The organism is Psychrobacter sp. T6-5 (assembly GCF_052258485.2).
Classification (GTDB): Bacteria; Pseudomonadota; Gammaproteobacteria; order Pseudomonadales; family Moraxellaceae; genus Psychrobacter.
This window is the reverse complement of sequence record NZ_JBQQEY020000001.1, coordinates 2091409-2113498: the sequence shown is the minus strand read 5'-3', so window position 1 is coordinate 2113498 and position 22090 is coordinate 2091409. Positions and strand designations below refer to the sequence as shown.

Annotated in this window: 8 protein-coding genes; 5 read left to right on the top strand and 3 right to left on the bottom strand. The window is 45.7% G+C overall.

Annotation, left to right across the window (positions count from 1 at the left end):
• Nucleotides 1-45: 45 nt before the first annotated feature.
• Entirely contained in the window at nucleotides 46-3765 is a 3720-nt protein-coding gene (gene dnaE, locus ACTXGK_RS23695; RefSeq protein ID WP_443515412.1) for a DNA polymerase III subunit alpha, read from the bottom strand.
• A gap of 297 nt (nucleotides 3766-4062) precedes the next feature.
• Entirely contained in the window at nucleotides 4063-5970 is a 1908-nt protein-coding gene (gene ggt, locus ACTXGK_RS23690; protein ID WP_443515414.1) for a gamma-glutamyltransferase, read from the bottom strand.
• Nucleotides 5971-6373: 403 nt separating this feature from the next.
• On the opposite strand from ggt, the gene ACTXGK_RS23685 reads away from it, so the two are divergent.
• Nucleotides 6374-8401, top strand: a complete 2028-nt coding sequence (locus ACTXGK_RS23685; RefSeq protein ID WP_443515416.1) for a hypothetical protein — start codon at nucleotides 6374-6376, stop codon at nucleotides 8399-8401.
• Nucleotides 8402-8471: 70 nt separating this feature from the next.
• Nucleotides 8472-10118, top strand: coding sequence for a hypothetical protein (locus ACTXGK_RS23680; RefSeq protein ID WP_443515418.1), 1647 nt, complete (start codon nucleotides 8472-8474; stop codon nucleotides 10116-10118).
• Between the two features lie 185 nt (nucleotides 10119-10303).
• Here the strand turns inward: ACTXGK_RS23680 and ACTXGK_RS23675 are convergent, their stop codons facing one another.
• Complete coding sequence (locus ACTXGK_RS23675) at nucleotides 10304-10819, bottom strand: Spy/CpxP family protein refolding chaperone (protein ID WP_371531426.1); 516 nt, start codon at nucleotides 10817-10819, stop codon at nucleotides 10304-10306.
• Between the two features lie 275 nt (nucleotides 10820-11094).
• Here ACTXGK_RS23675 and ACTXGK_RS23670 point away from each other — a divergent pair, with 275 nt between their 5' ends.
• The 3 genes from ACTXGK_RS23670 (at nucleotide 11095) to ACTXGK_RS23660 (ending at nucleotide 22087) form a co-directional block, all read left to right on the top strand.
• Nucleotides 11095-11781 (top strand): response regulator transcription factor, encoded by a 687-nt coding sequence (locus ACTXGK_RS23670; protein ID WP_201603076.1) that lies wholly within the window; start codon nucleotides 11095-11097, stop codon nucleotides 11779-11781.
• Entirely contained in the window at nucleotides 11781-13376 is a 1596-nt protein-coding gene (locus tag ACTXGK_RS23665) for a sensor histidine kinase (protein ID WP_443515421.1), read from the top strand. Before ACTXGK_RS23670 ends, ACTXGK_RS23665 begins: the two co-directional genes overlap by 1 nt.
• 452 nt (nucleotides 13377-13828) lie before the next feature.
• Nucleotides 13829-22087 carry an ESPR-type extended signal peptide-containing protein gene (locus ACTXGK_RS23660; protein ID WP_522910028.1) on the top strand — a complete coding sequence of 2753 codons (8259 nt, stop codon included), beginning with the start codon at nucleotides 13829-13831 and terminating at the stop codon, nucleotides 22085-22087.
• The last annotated feature ends 3 nt before the right edge of the window (nucleotides 22088-22090 follow it).

The window sequence follows — 22090 nt, the reverse complement described above, 5'->3', positions numbered from 1 at the left end:
GAGCAGTTAGATTACTATAGTGGATTTTTGGTGGTATTGTACATTTTAGCTGTAATGAAAGTGTAAGTTATCTTCACTAACTAAAGTCTTCAGCTGTTGCAAGTTATCGTCGTTCGGGTAGACCCGCCAATGCTCTGACAGGCCCACATTTGCGATACCATAAACGTCATACACGCTCAAACCAAGTGGCAAGCAGTTATCATTGATAGAAGCATCCGTATCACTAAGCGCATTATTTGCATAGCTTTGGGGCATGCTATTTTGATTAAATGCGTCATGGTTCATATCGTTCTCTAGAGCCAATAAGTCATTGCCATTTTCATCATATAAACTGCCGCCCATGGCAGGGTCGTAAGTGTTACTACCATTATTGCTTTGCTCATCTTGCTCTTGATTATAAGTTAATCGCGGTTCAGGTATGATATCAGCCTGTGCGGATTTGAGTAGTGGTTGCAAGCGTGTGAGTAGGTCGATATCGTTACCATGGACTTTGATACTGATTTTTTTGAGCCAACGCAGGCGCGCATCGACCATGCTCATGGCACTATCAAGACGCGCAAACAAACGTCCATCACGCTCACGAATACTGCCTTTGATAATGACAACTTCATCGATTTTCAATTGCTCTTTGACACGGTTGAAACGCTCAGCATAGCAGCTGACTTCCAATCTCGATGTGCCATCATCTAAAGTAATCACATTACGATTGCCAAAGTTAGCGATATCTATAATGAGTCCTGCAAAATAGCAGCTACCGTTATAACCAGTATCTGCCAATTTGTTGAGACGAGCGCCTGAGGTGTAGCGCTTTAATTCATCTAAGTATTCATTAATTGGATGACCAGTTAAGTATAACCCCAAGGTGTTCTTTTCCGCTTTTAGGCGATGCTTGTCACCCCAGATCAACTCTGGCGTCATCACGAGTGGCGGTGCTGCAACAACACCGTCCATTTCGCCAAACAAATCCATCATGCCAAGCTCGTTGTTCTGCCGATCTTGCTCAGCCGCTTGGACGGCGCTTGGTAGTTGGCTCATCAGTGCACCGCGAATCTCGTAAGCTTCGTCTGCTGGTAAGTCGGGCCGTAGCGTCGCAGCAAAGTCATCAAAACACCCTGCGCTAACCAATGCTTCTAGTGTACGCTTATTGACTTTTTTGATGTCCACACGGCGGCAAAAGTCATATAAGTCTTTAAAAGGTCCATCCGTGCGGCGTGCATTAACGATGGACTCGACAGCTCCTTCACCGACACCTTTAATCGCCCCAAGACCGTAAATGATATTGGTCGGGGTATCGGCAACGAAATGCCATTCACTGCGATTGACTGATGGATTGACCACAGTCAAATCAAAGTTTTCACGGCAATCATTGATAAAGAACACCACATTGTCGGTGTTGTTCATATCAGATGTTAATACCGCTGCCATGAATTCAGCAGGGTAGTACTGCTTGAGATAAGCCGTCTGATAGGCAAGTACCCCATAAGCCGCAGAATGCGAGCGGTTAAAACCATAACCTGCAAACTTTTCCATTAGGTCAAACACGCCGCCTGATGTGACTTCGTCGATACCTTGTGAGGTTGCGCCAGTGACAAAGATATCGCGCTGTTTTGCCATCTCTTCAGGTTTTTTCTTACCCATGGCGCGGCGCAGCATATCAGCACCGCCCAAACTATAACCTGCCATGACCTGCGAGATCTGCATCACCTGTTCTTGATAGACGATGACGCCATTAGTGTTTTCTAAGATGGGCTCAAGATTGGGATGGTCATAAATGACCTCTTCACGACCGTGCTTACGGTCGATATACATCTCTACCATGCCGGCATCAAGCGGGCCGGGACGATAGAGCGCACACATGGCGATCACATCTTCGATATTGGTTGGCTGCAGTTTGGCCAAATACTTTTTCATGCCCATACTTTCTAGCTGAAAGACGGCGGTTGTTTTGGCATCTTGCAGCAATTTGTAGGCTTTAACATCATCGAGTGGTAAGTCTTCCAATACCAATGCGGGCACATTTTCTTTGGCACGGCGCAAATTGATATTCTCAACCGCTGCGTTGATAACGGTTAAGTTGCGTAGACCCAAAAAGTCAAACTTTACCAGACCGACAGCTTCTACATCGTCTTTATCAAACTGGCTGACACGGTGCCCATCGTCATCACAATAAATGGCACTAAAGTCCGTGATTTTATGCGGCGCAATCAGTACGCCACCGGCATGTTTACCGACGTTTCGGCAGACGCCTTCAAGCTTAATCGCCATCTCCCAGATTTCAATGGCATCTTCATAATCCATGTTATCAGGATTAGAGATCAAGTCTTTAAGCTGTGGCTCTTGCTCAAGCGCTTGGCTTAGGGTGATGCCAGGCGTTTTGGGAATGAGTTTAGATATTTTATTGGCCAAAAAGTATGATTTACTTTGGACGCGCGCCACATCGCGCACGACCGCTTTTGCGGCCATCGTACCAAAGGTAATAATCTGTGAAACCGCATCACGACCGTAGGTTTGCGCCACATAATCAATCACGCGATCGCGACCTTCGATGCAGAAGTCGATATCGAAATCGGGCATCGATACCCGCTCAGGGTTCAAGAAGCGCTCAAATAACAGATCGTAATGAATGGGGTCAAGGTCGGTAATATTGAGCGCGTAGGCGACCAGAGACCCTGCACCAGAACCACGTCCAGGGCCTACTGGCACGCCATTGGCTTTTGCCCAGCGGATAAAGTCCATGACGATGAGGAAGTAACCAGGGAAGCCCATGGATAAAATAATATCCAGCTCGTAGGCGAGGCGCTCGTCATATCTTTGACGGAAATCGCTCCAATTGTCCGTACGTGCTTCGACAGGAAAAAGCTTATCTAAGCGCTGCTCAAGACCGCGCTGTGACTCGGCCCGAAAAAACGATTCAATCGTCTCGCCTTCAGGGACAGGGAAGTCAGGCAGTACGTTAATACCCAGTGTCAAAGTGACATTACAGCGGGTTGCCAAGCGTAAGGTGTTGTCAACTACTTGCGGAATATCAGCAAACAGCTGCGCCATTTGATCTTGGGTTTTGAGATATTGCTCATCTGAGTAGGTCTGCGGACGGTTGGGGTCCGCTAAGACATAAGAGCCTGCAATACACACGCGAGCCTCATGCGCATCAAAATCCTCTTGCTCTAAGAAACGTACGTCATTATGCGCAATGATGGGGATGTTGTGTTTGGCACCTGAATGAATGGCTGCCCTAATAAAGGCATCTTCGCCTGAGCGGTTGGTACGCTTAATGGCAAAGTATAAACGATCATCAAATTGCGCTTGCCACTCGGTGAGCAGCTCATCAGCTTTTTCTGGCATCGAGCCAACCAATGCCTGACCCACGTCGGACTTTTCGGTCAGTAGTACAATGACGCCTGCCGCATGTTCTAGAATATGACTACGCTTGATAACAGGCGTACCATGATTGACAGGATCAGCGCGACCTTCGGTAAACCCAAGCGACACGATACGGGTAATGTTTTGATAGCCCTCATTATTCATTGCGAGTAGGGTAAGGCGTGTGTCTTCATTATCCATGATGACTTCGCTGCCGATAATGGGCTTGATACCCGCGCCTAGGCAAGCACGATAAAACTTCACTGTGGCATATAAATTGGATAAATCGGTCAAAGCCAGCGCACGCTGATTGTCAGCCGCCGCCGCTTTCACGAGCGGCTTGATGCGCACGATAGAATCGGTGATGGAATATTCGCTGTGGATACCAAGGTGTACAAATGCCATAGAAGACTCTTACTAGTACGATCAAAAGAAATAAGCTACTGATAAAATACATGATGATTATCAATCATTTGTAGTGTTATCGAGAGGTGGTTAAGACCTCGGAAGCCATGTTGATACGTTTTAAATGGGGTCGTTGATAATAGCATTATTTGCTACCAACAGCCACTAATTGCAAGGGTTTAATCTGAGTGAGATAAGTCATCATGCTAATTTAATTAGGTAAGAAATGATATAAAAAAAACCTCAACACGATAAGGCGTAGAGGGGTATATAATTGATAATTAAAGACAATTTGACTTAGTATCCAACCACCGCTGCGTCAACAATACGCGGATCAGAAGAGCCATAGACGCCGTTTGGTGTGAGCATAATCGACTGCGTGGAGCCCATGGCTGATTTTGGACTGACCGTATGCCCCATAGATTCTAATTTTTTAACGGTATCAATATTTAGTGCTTTTTCAACTCGAATCTCATCAGGTAGCCATTGGTCGTGAATACGCGGCGCGTGAGTTGCCTCAGCGATGTTCATATCATGGTCGATGACGTTAGAGATGATTTGGGTGACGGTCGTGATGATACGACTACCGCCTGGGCTACCAGTGACAATGTAAGGTTTGCTGTCTTTGAATACGAGCGTTGGACTCATCGAGGATAGCGGACGTTTATTGGCTTCAACAGCATTGGCATCACCACCAATTAATCCGTAACCATTTGGTACACCCGGCTTGGCAGAAAAATCATCCATTTCATTGTTTAACAAAATACCTGTGCCGTCAGCCACGAGACCAGTGCCATAAGAGAAGTTCAACGTATAGGTGTTGGCGATGGCATTGCCGTCTTTATCAACGATAGAGAAATGTGTCGTTTGATCGCTCTCATAAGGGAGCGGATTGTTTGCTTTGATGGTCGAGGCTGGAGTGGCTTTATTGGGATCAATCAAAGTGCGCAGTTTATCCGCATAGGCTTGTGACGTTAGGCCGCTAGCAGGGACATCAATAAAGTCAGAATCACCTAGGTACTCAGCACGATCTGCATAAGCCAGTTGCATCGCTTCTGCCATCAAATGAATGGTTTGTGCGCTATTTTGACCATAGTCCTTGAGGGGATAGCCTTCTAAGATATTTAATATTTCAATGATGTGAATACCGCCAGAGGAGGGCGGTGGCATAGAGACAATCTCATAACCACGGTAATCGCCTTTGACAGGCACGCGGGCGATGGCTTCGTAATCGGCTAAATCCTGCAAGCTCATGTTACCGCCTGCTTCGTTGACGGCTTTTACGATGTCACGCGCGGTTTCCCCTTTATAAAATCCATCTGCGCCTTGTGCCGCGATTCGCTTTAGCGAGCGGGCAAGTTCAGGCTGCTTTAACCGCTCACCCGGCTGATAAGCGCTGCCGTCTGCTTTAAAAAATACTTTTTTGGTGCTTGGCCATTTTTGCAAGCGATCACTCAAAGCAGTGAGCGATTCGGATAAGCCTGCGGTGACTTCTATGCCATCTTCTGCCAATGCGATTGCTGGTGCCATGACTTGCTCGCGGCTCATGGTGCCATGCTCTTCTAGTGCTTTTAGTAGCCCTGCTACTGTCCCCGGTACGCCAACGGCTAGGCCATGATAACGAGATAAGTCGCTGACAGCATTGCCCTCATCGTCGAGATACATATCACGAGAGGCGCTACTTGGTGCTTTTTCGCGATAATCGAGCGCGACGGTTTTGCCTTGCTTAGCGTCATAAATCATCATAAAACCGCCACCACCGATATTACCAGCACGCGGCAAGGTTACAGCAAGGGCAAAGCCAACCGCAACCCCAGCATCTACCGCATTACCACCGTCTTTTAAAATCTGCAAACCGATGTCGGAAGCAAGCGCTTCTTGGGTGGCGACCATGCCATTTTTTGCCCATACTGGATGATGAATTGCATCTTCAGAGTAGATAGCTTGGTCGCTATTCGCATTGTTTGATGTGGTTTTTAGAGTACTGGTTTTTGCCCGTGTGATGCGTTTGGTTTCAGATAGGACAGTTGGATTGTCCGTCATAATGGCTAGATTTAGCGCATTGGTATCAATCGATGTGTTATTGACCGTGGGGCTGTTGGCTGAAACGGTTGGCTCTAGCGCATGGGCTGAGACAGAGAGTAGTAGCGTACTACCGAATATGAGTATAGGTGAGCGCCGAGGTTTCGCAGAAAAATCAAGCATCAAAAAATCCTTTTTTATGAGTAACTGTCAATGTTAAAGCAAGCAAAATCATTTAAGCGCGTGATAAAGATTCCGCATAATTAATAGTACCAATAGATAATACTAATAGTTTGTTTGCCAAAAACACTAAGGTAGCACATTGCAAAATAAAAAAGCGATCTCTTAATACGGCTGTTATTAGCAAAGCCAGATTATTATTGCGCCTAATTATAGGTCGTTAAATTTAGATTTGATCCAGTCAATCTAATGAAGCGGCTTTAAAATCATTGATATACGCGAGATATTTGATTTATCCCAAACAAATGATTGCTTATATCTACTAATTTGTAACTTTTTGTGTTATAAGTAATTTCGTTTCATACGCTATCATTTCTACTATTTGTTTATACTCTGTGAGGTTTTTATGTCCCTGCCAAGCGCCGACCAATGTCAGACTCAAGATGGAGCGAAGCCTGTTGTCAGCCTGCCTACATCAAGAGACAATAAGCATAAGTGGCTATCATTAGCGAGCAGTGCCTTACTGCTCAGCGGCGTCAGTCTGACATTGGTAGGTTGCCAGTCTGCGCCGATGGCCAAAAAAGCAACGCCTGCATCAGGGGCATTGATTGATTTTAATACGGTAGATGCCACCCAGCGCGCGGCACAAAGCCAAGCATTTATCAAACGCATGCAGGCAGATGGTGGTCAGTATGCGCAGATTTTTGATCAAGATGGCCACCCTAGTGCAGAGCAGCAAGCCAAAAATCAGTTGCTCAAGGCTATCCGCCAGCATTTGGCAACGGAGCACTTAGCCGTTTCTAAAGCCAGTTATCATGTCAAACCCTACACAGACGCCAGCAGCATCGATACAGGCGCAAGTGGTCTACTGAGAACCGCTATCGAAACCTATCTGTATCAGCAATCGCAAATAGATGATGGCAGCGCTGACTATGACCTAGATGGCTATGATTTGGATAGTGATGAAGATGCTTCAGAATATGACCTTTCTGAAGAACAAAGAAGAGCGGTTGCGGAGATGGTGAAGCAGTCTTCTACAGAATTAATAGATAATATGGAAGCGGATGAAGATTTAGCGTTTGGCGAAGATGGATTTAATGGATACGGCTATGATAAGGATGGTTACCACCGTGATGATTATAATCATGATGATGACGACAACTATGATGATGAAGATAATGACTATGACAATAACTACAATAGTGACAATGAATCCGCCAATGACAGCCGGTTCTCTTTTCTCTCAAAGGTACAACCAAAGGAGTTATTAAGCAGCTACGAAGCCATGCAAGTTGCCAAAGCAGCAGGCGAGTACACCTCATCATTATCGGGTGATAATACTGGCATAATCGGCATGTTGCTTGGTGGTATACACAAAACCCCTGAACAGACAGAAGCGCTCAATGCTTATCAATATCAGTATCTGACCATCAACAGCGTCAGTCACTATCAGCCTACGCAAAAACAATTACAGAGCGTGTACAGCTACGACTATATCGCGCCAACCATACATGCATCGGTACAGATACCGCTGGGACTAGATTTTAAAAACAGCCGCTTGACCATTGATCCCTCTGCCTTTATGCCGCTAATGGCACTAGCAGATCCTGAAGACACGGCGCTACCAGATACAATGGCCACGCACACGGTAGACTTTGGTCTGCCTGAAAGTGTCACTTCACAAATATCATCAGCGGTTTTATACGATGCCTTCATGGCGGCGCTACAAGACAGTATCTCAGAGCTTGCGCCAGATTACTTTAGTAGCGTCACGATAGCCGACGATTCATTTGCCCAGCAAGTTGGCGCGGACAAAGCCATCAAGGTCTACTTTGGTAGTCAGCAAAGTGGCGAGATGGTGGGTAAAATGATCAAATATATGAGTCAATCACTCCAACGTCATGTCGATAGCAATCCTGATCAATACCCTGATGGCGCAGCACTCAAACTGGCTATTGATAAAATCCAGCAATATAACAAAGGCTATCAAAGTGCGGATGTCGGTGCATTATTGCAACTGGTAGAAGCGGTCAGCCCATTCTCCTTTCATTATACCAACTACTATTATCTTGATCGCTCAAATCAGCTACTTGCCAAGCAGCAGCGCGTGAACCTAGGCAGTGATTTACTCGGCTCAACGACCAGTGTGGTCAATCAAACTCGCTATGATGCTGCAAGTGTCCAGCAAAGCCGACTGACTCCGCTATTGCAACAGACTTTTGCATCGGATGCGCCGCCCGCTATCGATGGCAATGAGCGGATCATGCAGATGCGTCAGAAAAAAGCGCAGCTTGATGAGGCACGCTACGCCCGTTATGGCTATGAAGATACTAGCCGCACCGATACCGATGAATACAGCAGTGATGACTATGATAATGATAGCTACGATAATGAGGCATACGAAATGGATGACAGCACTGGCATGACTCCTTGAGTCAATAAGTATACCTGCCAAAAATCGCGCCAGTATCGAATAGACCATCACGTTTTTTAGGATAAATAATATGAAATTCAGCACGCAGTCGCCGTTCTCTGTCAAACCTCTAGCCATCAGCACCTGCCTACTCAGCACCTTACTATTGGTGGGCTGTCAGTCCATGCCGTTTGTTCAACCGTCTAGCCCAACTGCGCTTAGTACCGCGCAGACACCAGCTGCCGCCAAAACCATGATCATAAAAGCACAGCAACAGCAGCGCCGTCAGTCATTGGCTTATCACAGCAATATTGAAATCAACAACGATAAGAAATTCATGGGTATTAATACAGATAAGCTGATGGCAACAGGCGATGATGTGGACAGCTACTGTGAACACAAGCACGACCAAGATTATATTGCACTAACCACTGAGGCGGCGGCACAAGATAAAGACCTATCAGATGCCATTTATGATGAAAAGCGCAACGCTCTAAAGAATACGTATCTTGCCTGCACGAGTAACTATCGCGCTTGGCGTGAGAATCAAAACGACTATGCTGACGACTATTTAGAGCATTATTCAGAAGCGTATGATAACACCAGTAGCGACGAGAACACCGAAACAGCATCTGTTTCACCTTATTATGAAAAGCTATTTAGCGAGTATGACACTCAGCCAACCAAGCTATCGGTCAAAAAACAACAGCTGCTTGATGCCTATTTATTAAAGCCGCTGTCCATTGATGTACAAGGCGTATACCAGCCATTAGCAGGTAGATTCACTATGTTACCAAGCGCACAGTACAGCGCGCGCAATCATCACAGCAGTATTAGTCAGCCCATTTATGTGGATGCAAAATCAGGTAATATCTACTTGTGGGCGGACAATTTTGCCATGTTTAACGCCTCATATTTGGACGATAAATTGGGCACGACATGGAAAAGTAAATGGCTAAAGATTGCGATGAATGATGGTAGCTTACCCAAAGGGTTTGGTATGGCGCTGGTCAAAAGTCACTTTAAGGCCATGGATGACGTCTACGCGCAAGCAGACACGCGTCAGTTTGAGTTTGTCACCGCACAAAGTCTGAATAACATGTCACCCAAGCTGCCTGCGCACCAACTACAAGCAATGCAAAAAAGCAGCCAAATCATTCGCCGCCTGCAAGATGAGATCAGCTATGAGCAAGCGCAGCGCCAGTATTATAGTACGCTATACTCATTGATTGGTCAGCAGTACCCTGAGCTGATCAAAGAAGCAGACAACACCGTAGCGGATGATGATAAAAAAGTACTGACCAGCAAAGTTATCGTGCAGCAAGGTTTGGCGATGATGAAAAACATGTTTGAGGAGCCAGACGATACCGACGCTACAGATAGTAGCAATCAAGTAAAAGTATTTGTGCAGGATCTAAGCGGACTTGACAGTCAAGGAAAGCTGTTATGGCAGCATCAGCGCCTGCCGTTATCATCCATCGCTAGTAGCAAGCAAGCATCAACGGAACAAGTGGTGATTGATGTCTTGAACCAATATGCACCGATACGCGAGCAAGATAGTGTGTTTCCAAACCTACCAAGTAACATGCAGATACCGTCTGCCCAAAACAGTGTCGATCTCAAAGACTATAGCCAAGCGCTGACGGAATATTACCGCGACGGTCATGGCACAGCAGTGGGTAAAATGATATTTAACATGCTGCCAATGGCGAAAGCGCGTTTTGGGGCGACAGACTAACTGAAAGATAGCATCATTGAGTGTTAAGTAGGATACTGTCGTAAAAAAGCGCATCGTATAAACGGTGCGCTTTTTCTATGCAAGTCACTATTTTTTTATGCAAATCACTAAAATTTCATAAGTGGTTATGGGCACCAATCAGATGGCTAGTGACAGACGGTTAGTGACAGGCGGCTAATAACAAGTTACATACCTTGATGATGTGGTTTGCCATGGCCTTTACGATCTTTTGAGTGCTTACGACCTTTTTCTTGTCTTTCTGATTTGAGCTGTTCCATTTTTGCACGCTGCTCAGCAGTCAACACCTGAGAGATGGCATGCTGCGTTTGGACGCGCTCAATGAAGCGCTGTTTTGCTTTTGCCGCTTGCTGATCGGCCAAACGGTTTACCGCCGCGTTGTTCAACGTACTTGCATTGGTCAGTGCTTGTATTTGTTGTTCCATTTGTGCGCGTTCTGCTTGGTTTTTTGCACGGTCAGCAGTACGATCGCCATGTTTTTCTTGCATGATGGCTTTGATTTGCGCTTGCTGCGTCGCTGTTAGATCCAGTTTTGACATTGGGCCTCTCATGGCGCCGTCTTTATGGTTCTTTTGCATTTGATTCATTGGCGCGGTGTCAGAGGCTGCATTGACACTAGAACATGCTGTCACAGTAAATACGCTAGAAGCTGCTAATACTGAGCCCAATAATAATTTTTTCATGATGACATCCTTTAATTACAGTGAGTTTGGTTAAATAAATACTAAAGTCTTATCTTGCAAGCATCGCGTTTTAAGCGCTATTAATCGTTGTGATTAGTCGTCTTAAAAGTGCAGGTCTTGCGGTTGATAGAAGCTATCTTACGGCAGTTAAAGGTTACGAACATTTATGAAGTATTAAGAAAGGTAACGTTTATAGCGAATTGATACGCGCTTGCCTGATAATATGGGCAAGTAAACGAATGAAAGCCAATTAAAATCATGGAAAGGAGGTGAGTGTGCCAAATATATTGATAGGCGATGATGATGAAGAGTTGACTCAGTTACTACAAGAGTATTTGCACAACCATGGTATTCATTGCGACTGTGTCCATGATGGGGCGGCGGTTATACAACGATTAAAAGCGGTGGCGCATGATGATTCCGCTTATGATTTGCTCGTCCTCGACATCATGATGCCAAAAATAGATGGGCTAAGTGTGCTGCGGCAACTGCCAAATATCAGTGATATCCCCGTGATTATGCTGACGGCAAAGGGCGAGGAGATTGATCGTATTATTGGTTTGGAGCTGGGCGCTGACGATTATATCACCAAGCCCTGTAATCCCCGCGAGCTACTGGCACGTATCAATGCTGTGATTAAGCGTACCAACACGACTACGTCTGAGCATACGCCGCTACCAGAGAGTCGCTTGCATCTTGATCAAAACCAGCGTGTTTGTGAAATAGATGGTGTAGCGCTACAAGTGACGGGAACAGAGTTTGACTTACTCGTGGCGCTGCTCAAGCAAAAAGGGGAAGTGGTCAGCAAAGCATGGCTGTCAGAGAATGTCTTGCAGCGTGAGTTGCAGCCTTTTGATCGTAGCCTTGATGTGCATGTGTCTCGCCTGCGCAAAAAACTTCAGCCTTTCCATGACGAACCAATAAAAGCGGTACGTGGTAAAGGCTATCAACTGGTGCTCTAATGATAAAAACTTCCAGTAGTCCCGTCAAATCACCGAAATTCAAAGTGCGAATCACGCTGTTTTGGCGTTTATTCCTGAGTCTATTACTGACGATACTAATTACTTCGCTGTTATCCATTATGGTGGAGCGCTGGCTGGCTGAAAAAGAGCTAACGGCTCGTATGGACATACAAATTGAGAGTCTATTAATTCAGCGTCAAGAGATGGTCGATGCGCTGCGAGTGGGTGATTTGATAGCTGTCAGGCAGATGTATCGTCAAGATCGACGCCTCATGAGTCAAATCAGAGTCTACGATGAGCAAGGTGCTATTATATTTCCGCGTTATCGGGACAGAGACGAGCGCACGCAAGGACGTGGGCAGAGCGGCCAGCAGTCGATGGAACGAGCCATACAGCAACCACTGCCGCCACTACCCAGAGCTTACGATAATAAACCAAGCAATCTGAATGATGAGATGCCCATAAAACAACCTTCTGTTTTGCACGAAATCTTAAAACCAATAATGTCGAGCAGTGCTGCGATAGCGGATATTGATGCGCGTCCTGAACTGGCAGACATCTCGGTTGAACTGCCTGATGGACAATCAGTCATCATACAGTTGCGCCCGCATCTACGTTTTGCAGATGTGGTGGAGCTACAGCATGGTAATTTTCCCATACGTTTATTATTGATTATTGCCTTTAGTGTGTTGGTTTGTGTCTGGCTTAGCCGTACGCTGACTCAGCGTATTGGACGTGTGCAGAGTACTGTTCATCGTATGATTGATGGGGATTATCAAGCCAATCCAGCGCTATCAAAAATGGGTGATGATGAGCTGGGATTACTGGCTAAAGACGTGGCTCATTTGTCAACGAGACTGGCTGATAGTGAGCTGGCGCGTAAGCAGATGCTCAGTGATATCTCGCATGAGTTGCGCTCACCGCTCGCGCGTCTCGATGTTGCAACTGAGCTGACTCGTGATTTTGCACCCAATGCCCATCGTTATTTAGACCGTATTGACAAAGAGTCTGCGCGGATGAATGAGTTAATTGAGCAAATTATCCATATTCAATCCCTACAAATGCAGCAATATACGATTGATAATTTGGAGAGCGAAGCTGTCGATTTGTCTGAGATTATCAGTGACATCGGGCAGGATGTGTGTTTTGAGTTTCAGCACAAAGAGGTCAGATGGCAGTGGCAACCACCTGAATATTCATCATCAAACGCTTTAAAAAGCGCTTGGACAGTACAAGGTAATCAAGAGCAGTTGCACAGTGCACTTGAGAATGTCGTTCGCAACGCTTTTATGCATACGGCAGCGGGCTCAACAGTCATCGCTGAGATGAAAGCGGTGCAGATAGATAATAAAATGCCTGCGATTCAGATTACCATCACGGATGAGGGTGGCGGTGTCGCGGATGAAGATCTAGAACGTATTTTTCAACCATTTGTCCGTCTCGACACGGCTCGTCATCGTGATACGGGTGGTTATGGGTTGGGGCTGGCCATTGTTCATGCTGTAGTGATGGCGCATAAGGGATATATCAACGCCCATAATCGACGAGATGCTGTACTAGGATTGGTGGTGCAGATAGTATTACCGATTAAATAGTAAAATTTATCATGAAGAAAAGTTTAACGTATCGGTAGATACTTCTCATGGATTGATGTTCCATATTTTCTAAACACTAAGACAGCGATATTAAAAGAAACATCAAAAGAAATTATTAGAATATTGATCGTAAATCAATATGGAAATATTTATATTCATTTATTACCATAAATATATTTGTTTATATGAATATAATAGATGAACGGTATTAAATCCCAGATGAACGGCATTGTTACTCTCTATATATTCGGTAATACTAATATATAGAGAGAGTGATACAGAACTTACAAAACAAAACGTCTCATTTATCGAACATTAACACCAGTAACATTTAACAAGGTTTTATTATTATAGATTCATAACTCGTTTTATTTGGTCATATCGACTCTCTTGCAAGATGGATTTTATCTCTGATTTTTTAAATCTGACAAATCTGTAAGGGAGTACACATCATGAACCGCATCTATAAAGTCATCTGGAATGAAGCCTTAAATTGCTTTACCGCAGTCGGTGAATACGCAAAAGGGCGTGGCAAATCTTCCAAATCTAGTGTTAGCTCTAACGCTACTATCAATACCACATCCAATGCATCTGCTATCAAGACATTACGCTTAAGTGCCATGGCACTTGGGCTATTGGCTGCTGGCTTTGGTATGCAGGCAAATGCAACAGGTACAGAGAATCACCATGATGGTGACTATAGTCACAGCCATGGTAGTCATGGCGTCCATACCCACACCTCTGGTAACAATAGCCACAATAGTTCTGGTCAGGGTAACCCCAGTAGTTCAATCGTACTAAAATTTGAAGGGGATAATGCTGCGACCATTACACGTACTAATGGCGAGACACTTAATATCTTGGGCGGGGCAACTGGAACGCTAACGAATGGTAACATCGGTGTGTTTGGCATAGGCGATACTTTAACCGTCAAACTCGCTCAAAAACTCGATCTGGGTACTGATGGTAGCCTCAAAATGGGTGATACTTTGGTTGATAATTCAGGTATCAAGATCACGGCTAGCAGTGCAGCTAATAATGTTACGTTGAGCAATAGTGGCTTAAATAATGGCAATAACAAAATAATCAATGTAGCCAATGGCGCCGTAACAGCGGGGAGCAAAGATGCAGTTAACGGCTCGCAACTATATAGCTTAACCAATACAGTAGCAGCCAATAAAACCAAATATTATAGCGTCAACTCAACTGCTGTTGGCAATGCCAATAACGATGGTGCAACAGGCCCCAATGCTATGGCGATGGGTGGCAATGCTAGTGCTACTGGCGGGCAAGCCATTGCCATTGGTAGCGGTCAAAGTGGTCAGAACACCGTAGCTAGTGGACAGCAGTCTATTGCCATCGGTGCAAACGTCGTTTCAAAAGGGCATTCTTCTATTGCCATCGGTGGCGATGATCTAGATGATGCCTCCAAAGCGAACATCGATGGGACCTCAGCATCTGCTCTCAATGGTGGCGATGTCAATACTACTTTCTTTTCCTATACAGGTCGTGATCTGGTTGAAACGCCTCGTTATAGGATAAACACCGAGTCAGGTGGTGCCGCTTCCATAGCCATTGGGGCAAAAGCGCTATCTGAAGGCGCATTATCTACCGCAATTGGTGTGCAGTCCTCTTCATCTGGTGTTGCGTCTTCTGCCTTTGGTATTGGCGCTTCAGCAAGTGAAAAAGGATCAGTCGCACTTGGTGCAGGTTCAGTGGCTAATGTTGCAGGCGGTGTGGCGGGTTACGTCCCAACAGGCGTGAGTACAGCAGGTGCGATGGCAATCACAAACACTCAAAGTGGTGCAAATTCTGGTGCTGTATCAGTAGGAAGCAGTATTGAGGGCGGTACTCGTCAGATTGTCAATGTCGCTGCTGGTACAAATGACAGCGATGCAGTGAACGTATCTCAGCTAAAAGCGTTAGATACTGTCGTTGCTGGTATTGATTTCCCTATCCGCTCTAGCAATGCACAGCCATACACCACATCAGTAACAGGTGCTGACGCGCTTGCCGTTGGCTCTAATGCCAATGCAAACGGTAATAACTCAACCGTGGTTGGAGAAAACGCGTTTGGGAACTCAAACGCGACCGTCATTGGTGAAGGTGCACGATCTTCATATAATGGTTTTGCAGGTGGTCAAGATGCAAAAGCAGGTGTTAATTCAGTTGCGATAGGGCAACGAGCCACAAACGGAAGCAGCGCAAGTCGTGCGGTTGCTATCGGCTACGAAGCTAAAGCAACTGCCAATGACACCGTTGCACTTGGTCTTGATGCGCAAGCGCAGGCTGTAGGCGGCGTTGCACTCGGTAAAGGCTCTAGAGCAAATGCTCTAAATAGCGTGGCTTTAGGTCAAAACTCTGTTGGTGCGGTACAAAGCGGTGCCTCATTCTTAACCAACGTTGCTGCTGATGCCAATAATGGCACAGTCTCGGTAGGAGCTGTTGGAAGCGAACGTCGTATCGTCAATGTTGCAGGTGGCTCAGCAGATACTGATGCAGTAAACGTATCTCAGCTAAAAGTGGTCACAGAAACGGCTAATAGAGGCTGGGACATCAGTGCACAAGGCAACAGTGCTACTGCAAGTACAGTAAAACCTGGTGACTCAGTTGACTTCAATAGTAAAAACAGCAACATTGCTGTCTCCAAAACAGCAAACAGTAATGATGTCTCATTTGAACTCAACAACAACCTAGACCTAGGTAAGAGTGGTAGCGTGGAAATGGGCTCAAGTTCTCCTTTTGGACTGGGTAGCACAACAAAACTTGATCGCTCTGGTCTAACAACAGGTAACTCATACTTTAGTACGACTGTAGATGGCTTAGGTGTCAGAACAGGTAATGGGTTAATTAGCACAACTGTTAGCAGCGTGGGTGTAGCAGTCTCAAGCCCTCTCTCTACGACCCTTCTATCTAGTAATGGACTTAATATTATCGGCGGCCCAAGCGTGACCAAATCGGGTGGTATCAATGCTGGAAATAAAAAGGTTGTCAATGTTGATGATGGTGAGAATCCAAATGACGCTGTCAATGTTAGTCAGCTTAATAGCGCATCTGCTGCTGCCAGAACCAAAGTGGTCAAAGGCACCAATGTCGCCAGCGTGGACTTTTCAACTGACAGTATTACAGGGCAAGATGTGTATACCGTCAATGCTAATGGTTCTAAAACCTCAGCAGGTTCTACAGCTATAGACGTAAGTGCTACGACGGATGCCAGTAATTTGACTGATTACACAGTTGACTTAAGCCAAGGCACTAAAGACAGTCTAATAAAAGCAGATAATTCAGTGCAGTATGATAACTTAGCCAAAACTAGTGTGACACTAGGTAGTATAGGTTCAACTACCCCCGTTACACTGACTAACGTCGCTGCAGGCGAGATAAGCGAAGATAGCTCCGATGCAGTGAATGGAAGCCAGTTATTTGAGACCAATACTAAAGTCGATAAAGGTTTCGCTCTGAAAGCTGCTGATGGTAATACCGTACAAAAGTCATTGGGTCAAGCGGTAGAAGTCGTTGGCTCTAATGACAATATCGACACAAGAGTGAGAAATGGCAAAATCGAAGTCAAGCTTAATAACGATCTCGATCTAGGCAGTAATGGTAGCGTCAGCACAGGTAATATCTTTGGTGGTACTCAGGTTAGTCGCTTGGGCATGGTCACAGGTGGCCTAGCAATGGGTGGTGTGACAACCGTTAGTGGCATTGGTGTGACGGTAACGAGTACAAACCCATTATCTAATGCAACATTGACCAGTGATGGTCTAAGTATGATCAATGGTCCAAGTATTACTAAATCTAATGGTATTAATGCCGGTAATAGAAAAGTGGTGAACGTCGCAAATGGTGTCTCAGCTAAAGATGCCGTCAATGTCAGTCAGCTTAATAGCACATCTGCCGCTGCTAGAACAGAAGTTGCCGCAGGTACTAACGTGGCTGGTGTTGCGAAATCTACAGGTCAGAACGGTCAAGACGTCTACACCGTCAATGCAGATGGCGTCACAGCTTCAGCAGGCTCTTCCGCTGTCACAGTCACAGCTAGTGAAAAAGACGAGTTAACCAACATAACCGACTATGCCGTTGACTTAAGTGCCGACAGCAAAGCGAGTCTGGTAAAAGCTGACAGTGCTATGCAAAGTGTCATCACTCAAATAGACGGCAATGAGGTTAAAACACTGAACAAAGCGGACAACACAGCCAACTTCCTCACAGGAGACAACATCGTTCTTAGTGCTGAAGATGGTGGTATTAAAGTGGCGACAGCAGAGGATGTTATCTTCACTAGTGTTACCACAGGAGATACTTTGTTAAATACAGGTGGTGTCAGCTTCCTTGGCGGTAGCACGGTTAGACTCAGCAGTATGGGTCTTAATAACGGTGGCAATCGAATCACTGAGGTGGCTGATGGTAGTGAACTGGATGACGCCGTAAATGTCAGACAGCTAAATGGTGTGACAGAAACCGCTAACAAAGGCTGGGATATTAGTGCACAAGGTAACAGCACTACCGCAAGTAATGTAGGACCTGGTGAAGCCGTTGACTTCAATAGTAGAAATAGCAACATTAGGGTGTCTAAAACAGCAAACAGCAATGACGTCTCATTCGAGCTTAACAACAACCTAGATCTAGGCGATAACGGTAGCGTAGAAATGGGCTCAAGTTCTCCTTTTGGAATAGGTAGCACAACGACACTTGATCGTTCTGGTCTAACAACAGGTAACTCATACTTTAGTACGACTGTAGATGGCTTAGGTGTCAGAACAGGTAATGGGTTAATTAGCACAACTGTTAGCAGCGTGGGTGTAGCAGTCTCAAGCCCTCTCTCTACGACCCTTCTATCCGGTAATGGACTCAATATTATCGGCGGCCCAAGCGTGACCAAATCGGGTGGTATCAATGCCGGTAACAAAAAAGTTACTAACGTTGACGATGGCGTACAGGCTAAAGACGCCGTTAATGTTAGTCAGCTTAATAGTGCATCTGCCGCTGCCAAAACAGAAGTTGCCGCAGGTACTAACGTGGCTGGTGTTGTGAAATCTACAGGTCAGAACGGTCAAGACGTCTACACCGTCAATGCAGATGGCGTCACTGCTTCAGCAGGCTCTTCCGCCGTGACTATCACAGCGGGTGCCAAAGACGCGACCAACATAACTGACTATGCCGTTGACTTAAGTGCCGACAGCAAAGCCAGTCTAGTAAAAGCTGATAGCGCTATGCAGACGGTCATCACTAAAATTGATGGCGAAGACGTCAAGACATTGACCAAAGATAATAACACCGCTAACTTCCTCAGTGGTAAGAACATTGTTCTCAGCGATGAGAATGGTGATATTAAAGTAGCAACAGTAGAAGACGCGAGCTTTACTAGCGTCACTACAGGTAATACCTTGTTGAACACAGGTGGCGTCAGCTTCCTTGGCGGTAGCACGGTTAGACTGAGCAGTATGGGTCTTGATAATGGTAGTAATCAGATTACTAACGTTGCAAGCGGTGTGGGTAATGACTTCAATGCAGCGAATATAGGAGACGTGAATCGTGCATCTGCCGCTGCTAAAACAGAAGTTGCCGCAGGTACTAACGTGGCTGGTGTTGCGAAATCTACAGGTCAGAACGGTCAAGACGTCTACACCGTCAATGCAGATGGCGTCACAGCTTCAGCAGGCTCTTCCGCTGTCACAGTCACAGCTAGTGAAAAAGACGAGTTAACCAACATAACCGACTATGCCGTTGACTTAAGTGCCGACAGCAAAGCGAGTCTGGTAAAAGCTGACAGTGCTATGCAAAGTGTCATCACTCAAATAGACGGCAATGAGGTTAAAACACTGAACAAAGCGGACAACACAGCCAACTTCCTCACAGGAGACAACATCGTTCTTAGTGCTGAAGATGGTGGTATTAAAGTGGCGACAGCAGAGGATGTTATCTTCACTAGTGTTACCACAGGAGATACTTTGTTAAATACAGGTGGTGTCAGCTTCTTAGGGGGCAGCACCGTCAGACTCAGCAATACCGGTCTGGATAATGGGGGCAATCAGATCACTAACGTCGCAAGCGGTGTGGGTAATGACTTCAATGCAGCAAATATAGGAGATGTGAATCGTGCTTCTGCCGCTGCTAAAACAGAAGTTGCCGCAGGTACTAACGTGGCTGATGTTGTGAAGTCTACAGGTAGTAATGGTCAAGACGTCTACACTGTCAATGCAGATGGCGTTACTGCTTCAGCAGGCTCTTCCGCTGTCACAGTCACAGCTAGTGAAAAAGACGAGTTAACCAACATAACTGACTATGCCGTTGATTTAAGTGCCGACAGCAAAGCCAGCCTAGTAAAAGCTGATAGCGCTATGCAGACGGTCATCACTCAAATTGATGGTGAAGACGTCAAGACACTGACCAAAGATAACAACACCGCTAACTTCCTTAGTGGTAAGAACATTGTTCTCAGCGATGAGAATGGTGATATTAAAGTAGCGACAGTAGAAGACGCGAGCTTTACCAGCGTCACTACAGGTAATACTTTCTTAGATACAGCTGGTGTCAGCTTCCTTGGCGGTAGCACGGTTAGACTAAGCAGCATGGGTCTTGATAACGGCGATAACAGAATCACCAATGTAGATGATGGTGATGAAGATACAGATGCGGTCAATGTTAGACAATTGAATGCAACCAACAGTACAGTCGACTTGGGATTGGACTTTACGGGAGACGATACCGCAGTTGTCGTCAATCGTAAGTTAGGTCAAACCTTAACAATCCAAGGAGGCGCGACAGAGTTGACTGAGAATAACATCGGGGTGGTCGCTGATGAAGAAGGCAATCTAAACGTTAGATTGGCTGAAGATGTAATGCTTGGTAGAAATGGTAGCGTAAGAATGGAAAGCACGGTACTTAACAATGCAGGTGTCACCATCACTGATGGTCCTAATCAGACCATTACCTTAAGCAACGAAGGTCTTGATAATGGTAACAACAGAATTATCAAGGTTGGTGAAGGTATTGCGCCAACTGATGCTGTCAACTTTGCACAGCTCACAACGACCAATAACGAAATTGCCAAAGGTATCAAAATTGGTGATGGCAATAGCGACAACGACCAGCAGTTTGCGCTAGGCGATACGATCAATATTACTGGTGATAGTAATCTGACCACCACAGCTTCTGCGACGGGTGTCCAAGTTACGCTCAACAATCAGTTGGACTTGGGCGACGCTGGTCGTCTGCAAATAGGCAATAGCATCATGAACAGCACAGGTTTTACCTTTGTTGATAATGGCATGGGTAGAACCGTTAGACTAAGCAGCACTGGCCTTGACAACGGCGGCAACCCTATCCGCAACGTTGGTAGAGGCGAGCTAAATTCTGATGCCGTAAACGTCGGGCAACTAAGAGAAGTGACTACTGCCTTGGATCGAGGTTGGGATATTACTGCTCAAGGTGATGTTGCTACTCAGGTAAGACAAGGAGATGCAATCGATCTGAATAGCAGAGACGGTAATATCAAAGTATCTAGAACCTTAGTCAATAATGGGGCTGCTCTTGATGCTAATACAGGCCTAGCTGCTGTACCTGCTGCTGGCGCTAATGATATTAGCTTTGATCTAAATCCAGACATCAGCGTCGTTAGCGTCACAGCTGGCGATACGACTATCAATGATAATGGACTTACGATTGCAGGTGGTCCTAGTATCACAAAAAGTGGTATTGATGCCGCTGATAACAAGGTTACCAATGTCCAAAACGGCGAAGTGACTGCAGAAAGCCAAGATGCTATCAACGGTAGTCAGCTATATGCACAAGGCGCTGGTATCAGTAGCATCATCGGTGGCGACACGGTCTATAATCCTGACGATGGTACTTTTACCAACAGCAATATCGGCGGAACCGGTCAAAGTAATATCGATGGTGCGATTGCTTCTATTAGACAAGGTACGATAGAAATCAATGAAAACGTACAGGTCAATACAACCAATATCACCAATAACACAACTGATATTGCGGCCAACACCACAAATATTGCTACTAATGCTAGCAATATCATGACCAATACCACCAATATCACTACCAACACGACCAACATCAAGACCAATACGGATAGGCTCGATGCTGGACTAAACTTTGGTGCCGACAGTGGCGCTACCATCAACAAGCCAGTTGGAGATGAGAGTGTCCTAAGCTTCACAGGTGGTAATAACATCACCACCACCGCAGAGGGTAGTAGCATCAAGTTTGATTTGAATGGTAATATCAGCGTCGATAGTGTGACGGCTGGCAATACGGTTATCAATAGTAGTGGCATTACTATGCAAGATGGGCCAAGTATGACCGCTCAAGGTTTATATGCAGGCAATCAGCGCTTAACTGGTGTTGCCGATGGTATTGAGCCGAAAGATGCTGTCAACTACAGTCAGCTTAGTGCACTTGATAGTCGACTCAATAACAACATGAACGACCTTGGCTACAGAATCGATGAAGTAGAAGACGATGCCAATGCAGGTATTTCCGCTGCAATGGCAATGTCTGCACTACCTCAGGCCTTTATTTCAGGCAAGTCACTCATCGGCGGCGGTGTAAGTACATACAATGGAGAAAGTGCAGTAGCTATCGGTTTCTCAAAACTCTCTAACGACGGTCGCTGGGTTATCAAAGTAAACGGTACGGCAGATACTCAAGGCAACGTCGGTGGCGCGATTGGTGCAGGGTTCCATTTTGACTAAAAA

Bases quoted from the DNA above. Each gene is read 5' to 3' on its own strand.
- dnaE (WP_443515412.1), bottom strand. From the start codon at position 3,765: ATGGCATTTGTACACCTTGGTATCCACAGCGAATATTCCATCACCGAT.
- ggt (WP_443515414.1), bottom strand. From the start codon at position 5,970: ATGCTTGATTTTTCTGCGAAACCTCGGCGCTCACCTATACTCATATTC.
- ACTXGK_RS23685 (WP_443515416.1), top strand. From the start codon at position 6,374: ATGTCCCTGCCAAGCGCCGACCAATGTCAGACTCAAGATGGAGCGAAG.
- ACTXGK_RS23680 (WP_443515418.1), top strand. From the start codon at position 8,472: ATGAAATTCAGCACGCAGTCGCCGTTCTCTGTCAAACCTCTAGCCATC.
- ACTXGK_RS23675 (WP_371531426.1), bottom strand. From the start codon at position 10,819: ATGAAAAAATTATTATTGGGCTCAGTATTAGCAGCTTCTAGCGTATTT.
- ACTXGK_RS23665 (WP_443515421.1), top strand. From the start codon at position 11,781: ATGATAAAAACTTCCAGTAGTCCCGTCAAATCACCGAAATTCAAAGTG.
- ACTXGK_RS23660 (WP_522910028.1), top strand. From the start codon at position 13,829: ATGAACCGCATCTATAAAGTCATCTGGAATGAAGCCTTAAATTGCTTT.